The sequence below is a fragment of the Enterococcus sp. AMC1157 genome (assembly GCF_058216555.1).
On record NZ_CM177099.1, the window covers coordinates 2,503,731 to 2,518,755 of the forward strand.

General features: G+C 35.7%; 16 protein-coding genes. 12 read left to right on the forward strand and 4 right to left on the reverse strand.

Annotation, left to right across the window (positions count from 1 at the left end; translation table 11 throughout):
- From AC4BBX_RS12190 to AC4BBX_RS12205, 4 genes are all read left to right on the forward strand, one after another.
- Nucleotides 1–1,332 carry a DRTGG domain-containing protein gene (locus AC4BBX_RS12190; RefSeq protein ID WP_490454091.1) on the forward strand — a complete coding sequence of 444 codons (1,332 nt, stop codon included), beginning with the start codon at nucleotides 1–3 and terminating at the stop codon, nucleotides 1,330–1,332.
- Between the two features lie 19 nt (nucleotides 1,333–1,351).
- Entirely contained in the window at nucleotides 1,352–2,302 is a 951-nt protein-coding gene (locus tag AC4BBX_RS12195; protein WP_490454092.1) for a DHH family phosphoesterase, read from the forward strand.
- A 332-nt stretch (nucleotides 2,303–2,634) separates the two neighbouring features.
- Nucleotides 2,635–4,584: an N-acetylglucosamine-specific PTS transporter subunit IIBC gene (nagE, locus tag AC4BBX_RS12200; protein WP_490454093.1), complete on the forward strand. Its 1,950-nt coding sequence runs from the start codon at nucleotides 2,635–2,637 to the stop codon at nucleotides 4,582–4,584.
- Between the two features lie 91 nt (nucleotides 4,585–4,675).
- Nucleotides 4,676–5,191 carry a GNAT family N-acetyltransferase gene (locus AC4BBX_RS12205; protein ID WP_490454094.1) on the forward strand — a complete coding sequence of 172 codons (516 nt, stop codon included), beginning with the start codon at nucleotides 4,676–4,678 and terminating at the stop codon, nucleotides 5,189–5,191.
- Between the two features lie 112 nt (nucleotides 5,192–5,303).
- Here the strand turns inward: AC4BBX_RS12205 and AC4BBX_RS12210 are convergent, their stop codons facing one another.
- Nucleotides 5,304–5,981, reverse strand: coding sequence for a hypothetical protein (locus AC4BBX_RS12210; protein WP_490454095.1), 678 nt, complete (start codon nucleotides 5,979–5,981; stop codon nucleotides 5,304–5,306).
- A 231-nt stretch (nucleotides 5,982–6,212) separates the two neighbouring features.
- Between AC4BBX_RS12210 and AC4BBX_RS12215 the strand changes: the two genes are divergently transcribed.
- Nucleotides 6,213–6,770 (forward strand): class I SAM-dependent methyltransferase, encoded by a 558-nt coding sequence (locus AC4BBX_RS12215; RefSeq protein ID WP_490454096.1) that lies wholly within the window; start codon nucleotides 6,213–6,215, stop codon nucleotides 6,768–6,770.
- 53 nt (nucleotides 6,771–6,823) lie between these two features.
- Here AC4BBX_RS12215 and AC4BBX_RS12220 read toward each other — a convergent pair whose 3' ends face one another.
- Entirely contained in the window at nucleotides 6,824–7,402 is a 579-nt protein-coding gene (locus tag AC4BBX_RS12220; RefSeq protein ID WP_490454097.1) for a polymer-forming cytoskeletal protein, read from the reverse strand.
- Nucleotides 7,403–7,645: 243 nt separating this feature from the next.
- Between AC4BBX_RS12220 and AC4BBX_RS12225 the strand changes: the two genes are divergently transcribed.
- The 5 genes from AC4BBX_RS12225 to AC4BBX_RS12245 all read left to right on the forward strand — a co-directional run bounded on the left by AC4BBX_RS12225 (nucleotide 7,646) and on the right by AC4BBX_RS12245 (nucleotide 11,226).
- Nucleotides 7,646–8,674, forward strand: coding sequence for a 3-deoxy-7-phosphoheptulonate synthase (locus tag AC4BBX_RS12225; RefSeq protein ID WP_490454098.1), 1,029 nt, complete (start codon nucleotides 7,646–7,648; stop codon nucleotides 8,672–8,674).
- Nucleotides 8,675–8,926: 252 nt separating this feature from the next.
- Nucleotides 8,927–9,289, forward strand: coding sequence for a hypothetical protein (locus tag AC4BBX_RS12230; protein ID WP_490454099.1), 363 nt, complete (start codon nucleotides 8,927–8,929; stop codon nucleotides 9,287–9,289).
- A gap of 116 nt (nucleotides 9,290–9,405) precedes the next feature.
- Nucleotides 9,406–9,774, forward strand: coding sequence for a YxeA family protein (locus AC4BBX_RS12235; RefSeq protein ID WP_490454100.1), 369 nt, complete (start codon nucleotides 9,406–9,408; stop codon nucleotides 9,772–9,774).
- A gap of 193 nt (nucleotides 9,775–9,967) precedes the next feature.
- Nucleotides 9,968–10,099, forward strand: a complete 132-nt coding sequence (locus AC4BBX_RS12240; RefSeq protein ID WP_490454101.1) for a hypothetical protein — start codon at nucleotides 9,968–9,970, stop codon at nucleotides 10,097–10,099.
- A gap of 125 nt (nucleotides 10,100–10,224) precedes the next feature.
- Nucleotides 10,225–11,226: a Gfo/Idh/MocA family protein gene (locus tag AC4BBX_RS12245; protein ID WP_490454102.1), complete on the forward strand. Its 1,002-nt coding sequence runs from the start codon at nucleotides 10,225–10,227 to the stop codon at nucleotides 11,224–11,226.
- Nucleotides 11,227–11,280: 54 nt separating this feature from the next.
- On the opposite strand, the gene dapB is transcribed toward AC4BBX_RS12245, so the two are convergent.
- Nucleotides 11,281–12,036 carry a 4-hydroxy-tetrahydrodipicolinate reductase gene (gene dapB / locus AC4BBX_RS12250; RefSeq protein ID WP_490454103.1) on the reverse strand — a complete coding sequence of 252 codons (756 nt, stop codon included), beginning with the start codon at nucleotides 12,034–12,036 and terminating at the stop codon, nucleotides 11,281–11,283.
- A gap of 10 nt (nucleotides 12,037–12,046) precedes the next feature.
- Nucleotides 12,047–12,928 carry a 4-hydroxy-tetrahydrodipicolinate synthase gene (gene dapA / locus AC4BBX_RS12255; RefSeq protein ID WP_490454104.1) on the reverse strand — a complete coding sequence of 294 codons (882 nt, stop codon included), beginning with the start codon at nucleotides 12,926–12,928 and terminating at the stop codon, nucleotides 12,047–12,049.
- Between the two features lie 208 nt (nucleotides 12,929–13,136).
- On the opposite strand from dapA, the gene lysA reads away from it, so the two are divergent.
- The gene (gene lysA, locus AC4BBX_RS12260) at nucleotides 13,137–14,435 is read left to right on the forward strand and encodes a diaminopimelate decarboxylase (RefSeq protein WP_490455812.1); all 1,299 of its coding nucleotides are present in this window, start codon (nucleotides 13,137–13,139) and stop codon (nucleotides 14,433–14,435) included.
- 221 nt (nucleotides 14,436–14,656) lie between these two features.
- A complete protein-coding gene (locus AC4BBX_RS12265; protein ID WP_490454105.1) occupies nucleotides 14,657–14,989 on the forward strand; it encodes a zinc ribbon domain-containing protein YjdM in 333 nt (110 codons plus the stop codon).
- Nucleotides 14,990–15,025 lie beyond the last annotated feature (36 nt).

The following is a 15,025-nucleotide window of genomic DNA, read 5'->3' on the forward strand; positions in this document are numbered from 1 at the left end:
ATGGCAACAAAACATGATTTGATTTTGGCTCATATTGAAAGCTTGCCAGTTGGCGAAAGAATTTCAGTTCGTGGAATTGCGAAGGATTTAGAGGTAAGCGAAGGAACAGCCTATCGAGCTATCAAAGATGCGGAAAATATTGGACTGGTTTCAACCATTCAACGTGTGGGGACCATTCGTATTGAGCGTAAATTAAAGAAAAATATTGAAAAACTAACTTTTGGTGAAGTCGTCCAAATTATTGAAGGCGATGTATTAGGTGGGGCTTCAGGTTTAGAAAAAGACCTGAATAAATTTGTCATTGGTGCGATGAAGGAGAGTGCGATGGGACGTTATATTACTCCTGGCTCACTAATGATTGTCGGAAACCGTGAAAATGTCCAAAGGTTAGCGCTGAAAGAAGGAGCAGCCGTATTAATTACCGGTGGCTTTGAAACAACCGAAGAAATTCAGCAAATCGCTGATGAGATGGCGTTACCAATTTTACGGACAACCTATGATACCTTTACGGTTGCGACTATGATTAACCGAGCATTGAGTGATCAATTGATAAAAAAAGATATTTTATTAGTCAGCGATATTTATATGCCACTGGAAAAAACCAAATATTTGTCAACTAGTGAGACGGTAAAAAATTACAAGCATTTGTCTGAAGATACGCAACATTCTCGTTATCCAGTAGTTAACCGAAACATGCGAGTGGTAGGGATTGTAACAGCCAAAGATATTTTGGAAAAACCTGATACGCAATTAATCGAACGAGTGATGACAAAAGATCCTCGAATGGTAAAAAAAGAAATGAGTGTGGCTTCTGTTAGTCATCAAATGATTTGGGATGGTTTGGAAGTAATGCCAGTTGTTGCTGATGATTTATCTTTGCTTGGGATTGTCACAAGACAAGATGTGATGAAGGCGATGCAATTAGTGCAACGCCAACCACAAGTATCAGACACGATTTCTGATCAAATCACAGGTCAAATTCATTCGATTGATACGGATTTTGAAGGAAATAAATTAGAGCAACCACAATTCCGTTTCACAGTCTCTCCTCAAATGGTGGATGAGTTAGGAACGATTTCTTTTGGTGTCTTAAATGAAGTTATCGCCAATGTTACTAAACGAACAATGATTGCAAATCAACGAAGAAATACTTGGATCGAACAAGTTAACTTGCATTATTTCCGTTTAATTCAATTAGAGAGCGAAATTATGTTGCAACCAAAAATCTTAGATCTAGGTAGACGTTCAGCAAAGCTGGATATTGAAATTTTTATTGAAAATTCTTTAGTGGGTAAAGCCTTGGTCGTTTGCCAAGTGATGGAACGACCATAAGAATGGAAGGAACGAGTTAATGACTGTACAAGAAGAAATTTTACAAAAGATTAAAGAGTATGAAACGATTATTATTCACCGACATGTGCGACCGGATCCAGATGCTTTGGGTTCACAAGGCGGTTTAGCTGAATTATTACGAAATACCTTTCCTAACAAAAAGGTATATCATGTGGGAGGCCCTGTGGATGATTTAGGTTATCTATCTGAAATGCAAGAAATTTCAGATGAGACCTATCAAGATGCTTTGGTAATTGTTACGGATACTGCTGATACGCCACGTGTCAGTGACAAGCGTTTTAACAAGGGAAAATTCTTGATTAAAATTGATCATCATCCGAATGAAGATCCTTATGGTGATTTGTTATGGGTGAACACAGCTGCTAGCAGTTGTAGTGAAATGATTGCGGAATTTTGGCAAATGTTCCGAGAAGAATTGAAGATGAATGAAGAAGCTGCTCGCTTGCTTTATGCAGGAATTGTTGGCGACACAGGCCGTTTCCTTTATCCTTCTACTACTTCAAGAACTTTAGAGCTTTCAGCAAAGTTGTTGAACTTTGGCTTTGATGCTGGAAAATTAAACCGTCAAATTGAACAGATTACACGGAATGTAGCCAAACTTTCTGGTTATATTTATCAAAATTTAGAAATAGATGAAAACGGTGCGGCTAAAATTATTATCAGCTGCGAACTGATGAAAGAGTTTGGTGTCACTGAGGCTGAAGCTTCAGGAATTGTTTCTTTACCTGGTGCGATTGAAGACGTTTGTGCATGGGGAATCTTTATTCAACAACCTGAAGAAACTTATCGTGTAAGTCTACGATCTAAAGGCCCGATCATCAATGAATTAGCGAAACACCATAATGGTGGCGGACATCCTCTTGCAAGTGGTTGTAAAGCTGCTAATGAAGAAGAAATCAAGGAAATCTATCAAGAAATCCAACGATTATGTCTAGAATATACCAAATAATTGAATAAAATAAGGTTTTGTATAAACGCTCTTGACAAAAAAATCAGAGATACCTACAATAAATAAATACTTACTGGTTGTCGTGAATCAGTAGATAAAGGCACAGGAAATTTTTTAAAGGTGTAATTTGCACTTTTAAAAAATTTTCTATGCTTTTTTTGTTTGTTGGCTGCAAACATTCTTAGCAAAGATGACCATTTGCAAAAGCAAGCTTGTTAGAAATGAGTGAGCGTAGGAGGACGGTTATCTTTATTCTAACAATTAGTTGGAGCATTTGGTTACTCAGTTATTCATTGCGAATGACTAAAAATAGTGAAAACGGAGGAATCAAAATGAAAGCATACATGCAACGTATGGGACGCTCATTAATGCTCCCAGTCGCAACTTTACCAGTAGCCGCATTATTTATGGGGATTGGTTACTGGATTGACCCAAGTGGTTGGGGTGGTAATAATCTTTTAGCTGCTTTTCTAATCAAAGCTGGAGGAATAATTTTAGACAATTTAGGTGTTTTGTTTGCCGTTGGTTTAGCCATTGGAATGTCTAAAGACAAAGATGGTTCTTCTGCATTGGCTGGTTTAGTCGCTTTTCTAACCCCAATGACTTTAGTCAATTCGGAAGCGGTGGCGATGTTTACCAAAGTCGAACTAGATCAAGTGAATATTGCGTTTGGTGCGATTAACTTTAAAAATGTTTTTATCGGTATTTTATCCGGTTTAATTGCCGCAGCACGGTACAATCGTTTTAGTCAAGTCAAATTACCGCTGGCCTTGTCTTTCTTTAGTGGCAAACGGGCAGTTCCAATTCTTACTGCTCTAGTGATGGCGGTTATTTCCGCGGTATTAATTTTTATTTGGCCCCCAGTATATAATACTTTAGTTTCTTTTGGTGAACTTATTTCAAGCTTAGGGGCAGTAGGTGCAGGGTTGTATGGTTTCTTCAATCGTTTGTTAATTCCAACTGGTTTGCATCATGCATTAAACAACGTGTTTTGGTTTAATTTAGCAGGAATTGATGACATTGGTAAGTTCTGGGCAAGTGAGGGTGTCAAGGGTGTGACTGGTATGTATCAAGCGGGTTATTTCCCAGTGATGATGTTTGGTTTGCCAGCAGGAGCTTATGCCATGTATCGCAACGCTCGTCCTGAAAAGAAAAAAGAAGTGGCTTCTTTAATGTTAGCAGCTGGTTTCGCTTCTTTCTTTACAGGGGTGACTGAACCACTTGAATTTTCATTTATGTTTGTTGCATGGCCATTATATGTGGTTCATGCTGTATTAACAGGTATTTCCATGTTTATTGCGGCAACTTTCCAATGGACAGCTGGTTTTAACTTTAGTGCCGGTTTAATTGACTTTATACTAAGTCTACGAGTACCAATTGCTAATCAGCCTTTGATGTTACTAGTCTTAGGTATAGTAATGGCGATTGTTTATTATGTAACCTTTACTTTTGCGATTAAGAAGTTCAATTTAATGACACCAGGTCGTGAAGAAGACATGGTTGAGGAAGTGGTACTGGCAACGGGAGATGACCGTTTTGTAGCAATGGCCGTCCGAATTTTTGAAGGTTTAGGTGGAACAAATAATTTAACCGCTGTCGACAACTGTACAACTCGCTTGCGTCTGCAAGTAAAAGATACAGAGATTATTGATCAAGGGAAAATCAAATCTACAGGTGTTCCCGGATTAAAAGTGATCGATAAAACCAACATTCAAATTATTGTTGGAACAGAAGTCCAATTTGTTGCGGATGAATTATCCCGCATTTTAACAGGGGGTCCAGTTGCACAAGCCACAGTTCAAAGGACTCAAGTTGAGGTGACAGCAACAAAAAATGATATTTATGCAGTAGCAAATGGAGAAGTTGTGGCTATTACTGAAGTTGCAGATGAAGTATTTTCTCAAAAAATGATGGGGGATGGATTTGCCGTCCTACCTACTACTGGTGAAATTTTTGCACCGGTAGCTGGTACAATTATGAATATTTTCCCAACTAAACATGCTTTAGGTATTCAAACTGATGCTGGAATTGAAGTCTTACTGCATATGGGAATTGATACGGTCAACTTAAAGGGAGCACCTTTTGAATTATTTGTCCAAGAAGGTCAAACCGTTGCTCGTGGACAGTTAATTGCAGTCGTTGATCTAGAAGCGATTTTAGCCGCAAATCGCAAAACCGATATGATTGTTGTATTCACGAATCCAGATGATATTGCTTCACTAGAAGTATCAACTGGAAGCTACACAGCAAATACAGTTATTGGATCTGTGGAAGCAAAATAAATCAAAGATCGAAAAAGAAGTGTACGCTTATTGAAAGTGCGCTTCTTTTTTTATGCTAAAATAATCAAAAAGACTTATTGGGAGGTAAAATATGATTCGAAAGGCAACGATCAAAGATAGTTCACAACTACAAAAAATGTTTACACAAGCCTATCAAACCACCTATCAAGAGTTGTTACCCATTACAATGATTCAAGAAGACATTCAAAATTTCTACAATCAAGAAAGAATTATCAAAGATATTGAGCCAGCTCTACCGGCGTGGTCAGGTTATTTGGTAGCTGAAGAAGAAGGACAAATCGTAGGAGCCATTGGTGGTGGTTTACTTAATGCAGAAGAATGCGAAGTGTTTGTACTATATTTAAATCCAGAGAAAAAAAGAAAAGGGTATGGATCGGCTTTGCTGGCTGAACTTACAGAAATTTTTCTTAATTTTGGAGCAAAAAAACAATGGGTATCCGTTACGAAAGACAATCAAATGGGCATACCATTTTATGAGAAGCAAGGTTTTATTTTTCAGCATGAACGACCAGCTTATACCCATGAAAAAAGTAATCGAACATCATTAAGGTGCCTCAGAATGTTAACAAGAAAAAAGGCGAGATAAGTAAAAACAAGACAACAATACCCTGACAACAGATTTTATGGAAACTAATCTATTTTGTCAGGGTATTGTTCTGTTCAACGACTGATGTTACCGTCTTTTGTTTTATGATTTCTCATATTTTTAGTAATAAAAACAAGTTTTTGGTATAAAACCAGACATTAGGAGTGTTAAAAATAGTGATTAAAGAGAATATAAAAATGGCTAGTGAAAAGATACCAGCGATTTTCTGACGTTGAGTACTTGAGAGTCGATGTTTTTTGTTAAACACATGCACAGGAGACCATAAAATGTTTAAATAAAGAACTGCACCTGTCAAATACAATAAAAAAGGACTATCCCAAAAATCAATCAATAAAGTAGAACTATTCTCTTTAGCAAATGAAACTTGCGGTAAATCATTTGCCCATTGCAAGTGAACAAGCAAAAACCACCCTGTCAAAAAGGCTAGTGAATAGTAGAAAAGTTTCTTTAATTCTTGCTTAGAAGATGCTTGCTGACAATATTTTAAATAGGAAGAATGTTGCAAACGGAATTTTAACAATGAAAACATGATTCCGACAGCGAACGAAAAGAGTAGGTATTTTATACTGTAATCTAAGTCATAGGTTTCTAAAAGTAATAATTGTCTTTTTTGAAAAAAATAACGTAGTAAAAATAAGGAAAATAGATTAACATAAAAAATATTTAGACTCCATTTTAGTAATGCTTTTTTTCTTTTAAATGAGTTTGTGCATTTTAATTCCAACCAAGTAATCAATGAACCGGTGGCAAGAAAACAAATGAACATCATAGCGAAACGTCCTTTCTGATGGAAGCAAGTTTGAATTTTGAGTTAAGAATAAATTATTGCTAATTATCTTGTTTATTTAAAAATTGAAGCGAATTTGATTATAGCAACTTTTTGTTATTTGTAAATGAATTGTTTTAAAAATGAGAATCAGTTAAGAAAGGTATGATACACTTACTATTGTAGAGATAGAATTTATGGATTTTAGTTGTGAGAAAGCGAGGTAGGTTTGTTATGAAAATAATTATTGGCTCAGGGGAGAATTCATATGAAGGGTGGATTTCGACTAATCAAAATGAAATAAATTTGTTGGATCGAGATTCTTTTGTTCGTTTTTTGGGTGATCAAAAAGTAACAGCAATCTTGGCAGAGCATGTATGGGAGCATTTAACTTTGGAAGAGGGATTTTTGGCTGCTAAAAATTGTTATGAATTTCTAGAACCAGGAGGCTATATTCGAGTGGCTGTCCCAGATGGTAATTTTAAAAATCCAGAATTTCAAAATCTAATAAAAATAGGTGGACCGGGACCAAAAGATCATCCAGCGTATTCTCATAAAATAGTGTATGACTACCAAACATTTGTTAATGTGTTTGAACAAGCCGATTTTGATGTTCATCTTTTGGAGTATTGTGATGAACAGGAAGTATTCCATTATAAATATTGGAATGCTGAAGATGGTCATATTGGCCGTTCGTTGCGTTATGATACAAGAAATTCTCGAGAAAAAATAGGTATGCCCTCCATTATTTTAGATGCTTATAAACCCTTTAAATTAAAGACGAAAGAATAAAAAACTGAAAAAAGTCATCTCAAAAATTTTGAGATGACTTTTAAATCAATTAATTATTCAGCGACAGTTACTTCACCAGTAACAGAACCGCCATCTTGATCTAATGTAGCAGAATCAAGTTGTTCTTGTGTTTCAAAAGTAACATTTCCTTCAACAGTTGCTCCGTTTAATACGAAACCATTTGCTTTTACTTCAACGTCACCTTGAACAGTACCATGAACGATATTGAAGTTTTCAGATTCTACAACTAATTTAGGAACAGTAATTGTAAATTCGTCTGTAACTACACGATCGCTATCTTGAGCATATAAAGCAAATTTACGGTAGATATCTCCTGAAGCGTCATCTTGATTGTGGAATTCGCCAGCAACTGTTACATCGTTTGTGAAAGTAACATCAGCTGTTGTAGCAATAATCCAGTTACCATCTGCGCTTAAAGCTGCTTCAAGAACGTCTGCTTGATCACTAACTGAAGCTGTTGAAACAACATCTTCACTGCTTTCTACTACTTCTGATGAAGCCGCTTCAGAGCTTGATGCTGCAGGTGTTTCTTCGTCAGAACTACATGCTGCTAAAACGCCGCCGCTGACAACTAATGTAGCTAATAAAGCTGTAAATTTAAATTTCTTCATAGTGCATTCCCCTTTGATAGAAAAATTTTTTTAGTGTTCCTTTGAACAAACTAATTTTAACACAAGATAGGAATTTTCGCTCATTTTAATAAAAAAATTTTAACAAAATTAAGGTAACATGGGAAAGTAAAAATTTTTTTGAGATAAAACGTCAAAATATTCCCAAAATTATGAAGAAATCTGTTAAGATAGACGAAATAGAAAAAGCTGTTTTATTTATATGACAATCAAGGAGAGAAATATATGAGTTTTAAAGCACTAAGCCAACATATCAATTTAGATACTGTAAAATCTATTTCCAAACTAACTGAGGAAGAAAAGGCAACAAAGGCTGCCAGAGATGCCGAGTTAAAAGAAATCATAGAAGGAACAGATCAACGCTTCTTATTAGTGATCGGTCCATGTTCTGCAGATAACGAAGCTGCAGTTCTAGAATATGCCAAAAGATTAGCAAAATTACAAGAAGAAGTCAAAGACAAGATATTTATTGTTCAACGAGTTTACACGAACAAACCGAGAACCAATGGAGATGGCTACAAAGGTCTACTTCATCAACAAGATCCTTCTGGTGAAATTAATTTAGTTCGAGGAATGGTTGCAGTTAGAAAAATGCACAAACGTGTTTTGACAGAAACAGGTTTAACGACAGCAGATGAAATGTTATACCCAGAAAATCTAGAATTTATTGAAGATCTAGTTAGTTACCATGCTGTGGGTGCACGCTCTGTAGAGGATCAACAACATCGTTTTGTTGCAAGTGGAATTGATCATCCAACAGGTTTGAAAAACCCAACAGGTGGAAATATCAACGTACTGTTTAATGCTGTACATGCAGCCCAACAAAAACAAGAACTGATGTACAATGGTGCTGAAGTAGAAACAAGTTCTAATCCATTAGCCCATGTGATTTTAAGAGGAGCAGTTGACGAAAAAGGACAAATCAGTCCAAACTACCATTACGAAGATTTACTAAAAGTTATTGCTGCTTATAAAAAAGGTAATTATAAAAATCCTTTTATTATGGTAGATACGAACCATGATAATTCTGGTAAACAATACGATGAGCAAGTTCGAATTGTCCAAGAAGTGTTGACTAATCGCACTTGGAATGAAGAAATCAAACGTTATGTTCGTGGTTTTATGATTGAGAGTTATTTGGAAGATGGTCGTCAAGAACCTGGTGGAGATGTGTTTGGTCAATCAATCACCGATCCTTGTCTTGGCTGGGATAAAACTGAAAAATTAGTTCACTATATCGCTAAAAATGTTTAAGAAACGAGGAAACTCGTTTCTTTTTTTGTTTTAGAAGTAGAATTCCTTTTTAAGCTAAAACACACCACTGAAAAAAACGAAAAGTATAACCTCGGTAGAATACTCTAGTCAAAAATGGTCGAAGATATATCTAATATATAAGTCACTTTAATTCATTTTAAATTAGTTATCTCCTAAAATTATAAGTAGGAATAGTTTGAGTATTCTAAAAAAGATCTTCAAAAATATAATTTTTAATGGGAGGTAATAAAAATGAGATGGGTAATTAAGCAGAACGATTTAGATCAAATGAAAGCAAAACATGGGAGTCCAGATAGTGTTGTGGGCTATGCGGATGAATTCAAGATTTTAGCCATTCCAGTTCCCAAAATGTATGTTGTGATTATTGATGATCGTCAAATTAAATTGATTCAATTAACCATGAATATGGAAGAAAAAAATATCGAAACCATTCCTATTAGTAGTGTCCAAGAAGTAAAGGTTAGTGGAGTAGCTGTGAAAAAAGTTGTACTAACTATACCAACTGGTAAGGTGAAGTTATCAGTTAAACCGTTAGCAGTGGGAATTCAAGATTCTCAAAAAGCATTACTGGATAAATTCAAGACATTAAAATAAAGAGAATGACTAGTTTGTTATTTCAGATGACAATAATGTAAGTAAAATGCCCCGTCTTTCACTAGCGAATCTAAAGAGATGTCGCTAAAATGTTAAACAGAAAGAGGGGGAAAACAATGAGAAAATTAGTAAAAATCTTAGGAAGTATTTTTTTATTGTTGGCTATTGCAGGAGGCGGATTTTTATATTACATCACGACTCCGACAGCTTATTATACGCAAATTACTGAAAAAGGAACTGAAATTACTGGAACTTACGATAATACAAATGAAATTTATGTACAATATGAATACGATCAAAGTGGATATGATAAAGATGGTAATGAAAAAAAATTAGCATTTATGACCCATCCAGATTTAGGTCGTCCCTTCAAAACGGATGCATACCTAAAAATATCTGTGACCAGACTGAAAGGTGAGAATGGTTATGAAGAAGTTCAAAAACAGGATATTCCTCAGAAGGCTTTGGACAATTTAGAGCAATAACCATTTCATCTAAATAATGCTACATTTAAGAGTGCATCATTGTGATGCCTCTTTTTTTGTCTTAAATTTAACTAAGGGAATCTTGTTATTTATAATAATTTAGTAAGAAAAAGTGTAAAATAAAGTTTCCGCTTGTTAAATTAAGTACAATGATGACGAAGTACGAATTTCTTGTAGAAGTGAGGAAAAAACGGTGGAAAAATTAGATTGGAAATTGAAAATTGCTTTGGGATTCTTAGGTTTGTTAACCATTTATTCTTTACCACTATTTTCAATTGTTCTAGGTGCAGTTTATGTAGGTTATTTAAATCGCAATGTTGCCTAATGATAAAGAGGATCTGTGACTATAAGTTACTGTTAAAGTACTTATGGTTGCAGATCCTCTTTATTTGTCAACTCAAGCAAGCTATACTAGAGAGGAAGTAAATGAAAGAATCAGGAGGAAATCAAATGAAGGTTGCGTTAATTTCATCATGGCATGTTCATACGAATAAATTTATGGAGCTCTTATTAGCTAAAGAGGTAGAGTGTCTGTATGTCTGGGATTTCGATGAAGAGAGAGGTCAGCAAGCTGCTGAAAAATTCCATAGTCACTATGAAGCAGACTATCAAGTAATTTTGGCAGATCCTAAAGTGGATGCGGTCATTATTGAAGCACCGACGACTATGCACAAGGAATTAATCGTTCAAGCGGCTCAAGCAAAAAAACATATTTTTAGTGACAAAGCCTTAGCTTTATCGACAGAAGAATGTCTTGAAATTGAAGAAGCAGTTCGCAAAAATGATGTGAAATTTATGTTGTCTTTAGAATCCTTTGCCATCAATAGTTATCAACATGCATTAAAATTAGTGGAAGAAGGATTGTTTGGAGAAATTACGAGTGCTTATTTCCGTCGTTCTCATGGTGCAGTTATTCGTAAAAATTTACCAGCCTATTGGTTTGATAGAACACAATCTGGCGGTGGAGTTACTTTAGATTTGGGTTGTCATGGTTTTTCATTATTACCTTTGATTGGAGGAACACCAAATAAAATTGCTTGTGTTATGAATGAAGGCTTTGGCAGTGGGGTCGATGAGCGTTCAACCACCACGATTGAATTTGAATCTGGGATGATTGGAACAGCGGTGACTTCTTTTGTAGGACCAACTTTAGATAATTATTTAGAAATTATCGGTACGCAAGGTTCTATTCAAATAATCGGAAATGAACATGAAAAACAAACTATTTTTATCCAAAGCAATTTAAAAGAAGAGTATCAATATAAGACACTTGTTACATCTGATGAGATTCAGAAAACGAATGCTTTTCCAATTGAGTTATTTGTAGACTTAGTGGAGCATTCCGAAGATAAAGAGTTACCTCTGTATAGCTTAGAAGCTGCTAAACGTCTAACAAGAATTATCGAGTGTGCCTATCAATCGGCAGAAACTGGTGAAGTAGTCAGTTATTAGAATATGATAATGAAAAGACGTAAGATAGCTTAAGCTATTTTACGTCTATTTGCTTTAGTTATTAAGTAAATCAGACATACTGTAAAAGCCAACTTCTTGTTCTGATAAGAAAACACCGGCTTTTAAAGCACCATTGGCAAAGATATCACGAGAAAGAGCGGTATGTTTTAACTCGATGATTTCATCATCTCCGGCATAAATGACCGTGTGCTCACCTGGGATTGTTCCACCACGTACGGCATGAATACCCATCTCGCTTAATTTATTCTCATTGTCATTGCCTGAACGGCCATAAATATACTCTTTTTTCGTATCACAAACATCATTGATGCTGTCTGCTAATAATAAGGCAGTTCCACTTGGGGCATCTTTTTTCTGATTGTGATGTTTTTCGATGATTTCAATATTAAAGTCATTTTCAAGAGCGGGTGTAATTGCTTGTAACGCTTTTACTAAAACGTTAATTCCAAGAGACATATTGGCAGAATAGAAGACTGGAATTTCTTTGGCAGCTTCATTTAATAAGCTTTTTTCTGCATCTTCTAGCCCAGTTGTTGCGACAACCACAGGGATTTTTTTGTCGACTGCAAAACGAATTAAAGCAGGTGTAGCAGTGTAGTGTGAGAAATCAATAATGACATCTGCAGACTCAATGACTTCATCGGGTGTTCCATAAACTGGAAAATCAGGATTTTCACTTGGTACATGATCAATTCCTGCCACCACTGTTAATTCTGGATTGGCTTTAATTGAACGTTGCAAGACCTGACCCATTCGACCATTACAACCACTAAGGATAATTTTTTTCATGTAATTCCTCCTATAAAAGTCCGTAAGCTGACATTTCACGTTTTAATAACTCGATAGTAACTTCTTCTGGTGCGCCTAAAGGCAAACGATAAGTCGTATCGCATTTTCCTAAGAGTGAAACAGCGGCTTTGACTGGCACTGGATTTACTTCACTGAAAATCGCTTGGATTAATGGAATTTGTGCTAATTGGGTTGTTTTAGCGGCTTCAAAATTTCCATCTAAATAATTATGCACCATTTCAGAAGTATCTTTAGGTGCGATATTCGCCACTGTTGAAATAACTCCAGCACCACCAACTGAAAGTAAAGGTAATACTTGATCGTCATTTCCAGAATACAAGGCAAAGTTTTCATCCACCAATCGAGCAATTTCAACAATTTGTGAGATGTCTCCACTAGCTTCTTTTATTCCTTGGACATTTGGGATTTTTTTCAATTCAGCTACCATGTCGGTAGTTAAATTCATTCCTGTACGAGATGCAACCGAATATAAAATAACAGGAATCTTGACTTGACTACAAATCGCTTCATAATGAGCCACTAAACTTTTTTTCGTTGCTTTATTGTAATAAGGAGTTACCACTAATAAGGCATCCGCTCCCACGCGTTCTGCTTCTGTTGATAAATGAATCCCATGTTGTGTATTATTTGAACCAGTTCCACCAATGACTGGAATACGACCATCTACTTGTTTTACAACAGCTTCAATCACTGCAATATGTTCGTCATCATCCAACGTAGAGGCTTCACCAGTTGTGCCACAAGCAATAATTGCATCTGTTCCTTGTTCGACGTGCCATTCTGCCAATTCCTTCAACTTATCGAAATCCACCGAACCATCTGTATGCATTGGAGTAACAAGCGCAACGCCTGAACCTTTAAATATTGCCATTTTTACACATCCTCTCGAATTTACTGTATTTATTATCATTATTTCTTAATCTATGCAGAAAAAAACTGGAAAACAAGAAGTTTTTATATAGATTATGAAAATTATATACTATAATATTAGAATAATTCAATGGTTACTAACAAATTAATGAGGGTTAATGGAAGAAACGTTCATTAATTTTAACTTATTAAGGAAAAGGGGCAAGTTTATTATGAAAGAAATTAAGAATAATCACTTATATTGGGATGGTTGTGATACTGTCACGTTGGCGAAAGAATTTGGAACACCACTTTATGTGATTTCTGAAAATGCAGTGGTCAAAGAGTGTCAAGCACTCCAAGCCTCTTTCATTCAAAAATATGAAAATGTACGAGTAGCATATGCTTCAAAAGCTTTTAATACATTAGCCATGCTTAAAATTGTTGAACGAGAAGGCTTGGGCGTGGATGTTGTCAGTGGAGGAGAACTGTATACAGCCATTCAAGCGAATTTTCCAGCAGAACATATCGAATTTAATGGAAACAATAAATCGTTAGAGGAATTAGAAATGGCGATTGATTATGGTGTTGGTCGAATTATTGTCGATGGGATTCAAGAAATTGATTGGATTCGGGCAATTTGTCGTGAAAAAGGAAAAGTGGCTAATGTCTTATTTAGAATTACACCAGAAGTTAATGTATCTACCCATGAATTTATTTCTACTGGTCAAAAAGATTCAAAATTTGGAATCCCTTTAGATGAGGAAATTCTATTTCCAGTGATTGAAGAAGCGATTGCCGCGCCAGAAATTAATCTTTACGGCATTCATTTCCACATTGGTAGTCAGTTAGAAGACAATAGTACCCATTTAGCGGCGGCTCGTGTCGCTTTAGGTTTGGTATTAGAAATTAAGAACCGCTTAAATTATGAAGTCCAAGAATTAAATTACGGTGGCGGTTTTGGTGTAACCTATACTAAAGAAGATAATCGTCAACCTTATAGTTATTTCTTAGACCCATTGATGGAGTTAACCGAAAGTTTTTGTCAGGAAAATCAAATTTCTCGTCCAGCAATTGTTATTGAACCTGGCCGTAGTATTGTGGCAGAAGCAGGTATTAGTTTGCATTCTATCGGTACAATTAAAGATTTACCAGGGATTAGAAAATATGCCTCAATTGATGGAGGAATGACTGATAATATTCGTCCAGGTTTATATCAAGCCAAATATGAAGGAATGCTAGCGAACAAAGCAGAAGATGCGTTAACTGAAACAGTAACGATTTCTGGAAAAGCCTGTGAAAGTACGGATATTTTAGTCAAAGATATCGAAGTACCCACGATTGAAACAGGTGATATTTTTGCTACCTTTGCTACAGGAGCCTATGGTTACTCAATGGCTAGTAATTATAATAAATTGCAAATTCCTGCAGTAGTATTGGTCAAAGACGGGCAAGCAGAAGTGATTGTAGAACGTCAAAGTTATGAACAAATCATTCAAAATGAACGAATTCCAGATTCATTAAAATAGGAATAAGAATTTCCTCACAATGACAGTTATTCACACCAATTATTCTATACTATTAGTATAATTAAGTGGAGGAGTCTTTACTTAATTTAAGCAAATCAGTCGAATGATCCTCGAAGAAGTTGTTATCTTTTGGATTATTCGACTTTTTTGAAATAATCCAGATTATGGCTAAAGTAGTCAACTAACAGAGAACTAAAATTTATACGAAGGAGGAATGGAATATGGTAGATACACCAAAATGTCCAGAATGTAGCTCGGAATATGCTTATGAAGATCGTGGCTTATGGAACTGTCCAGAATGTGGTCACGAATGGGAGGCCAAGAGTAATTCTAACGAGGAATTGACTGTTTACGATGCTAATGGCAATCTCTTAGCAGATGGCGATGCTGTTTCTGTGATTAAGGATCTGAAAGTCAAAGGAGCATCGAATCCATTGAAACAAGGAACAAAAGTAAAGAATATTCGTTTGGTTGAAGGAGATCACAATATTGATTGCAAAATTGATGGTTTTGGTCCAATGAAATTAAAATCTGAATTTGTTAAGAAGTTGTAATTTTTCGGATTGTCTTCATGGAAAATTCACGAGAAG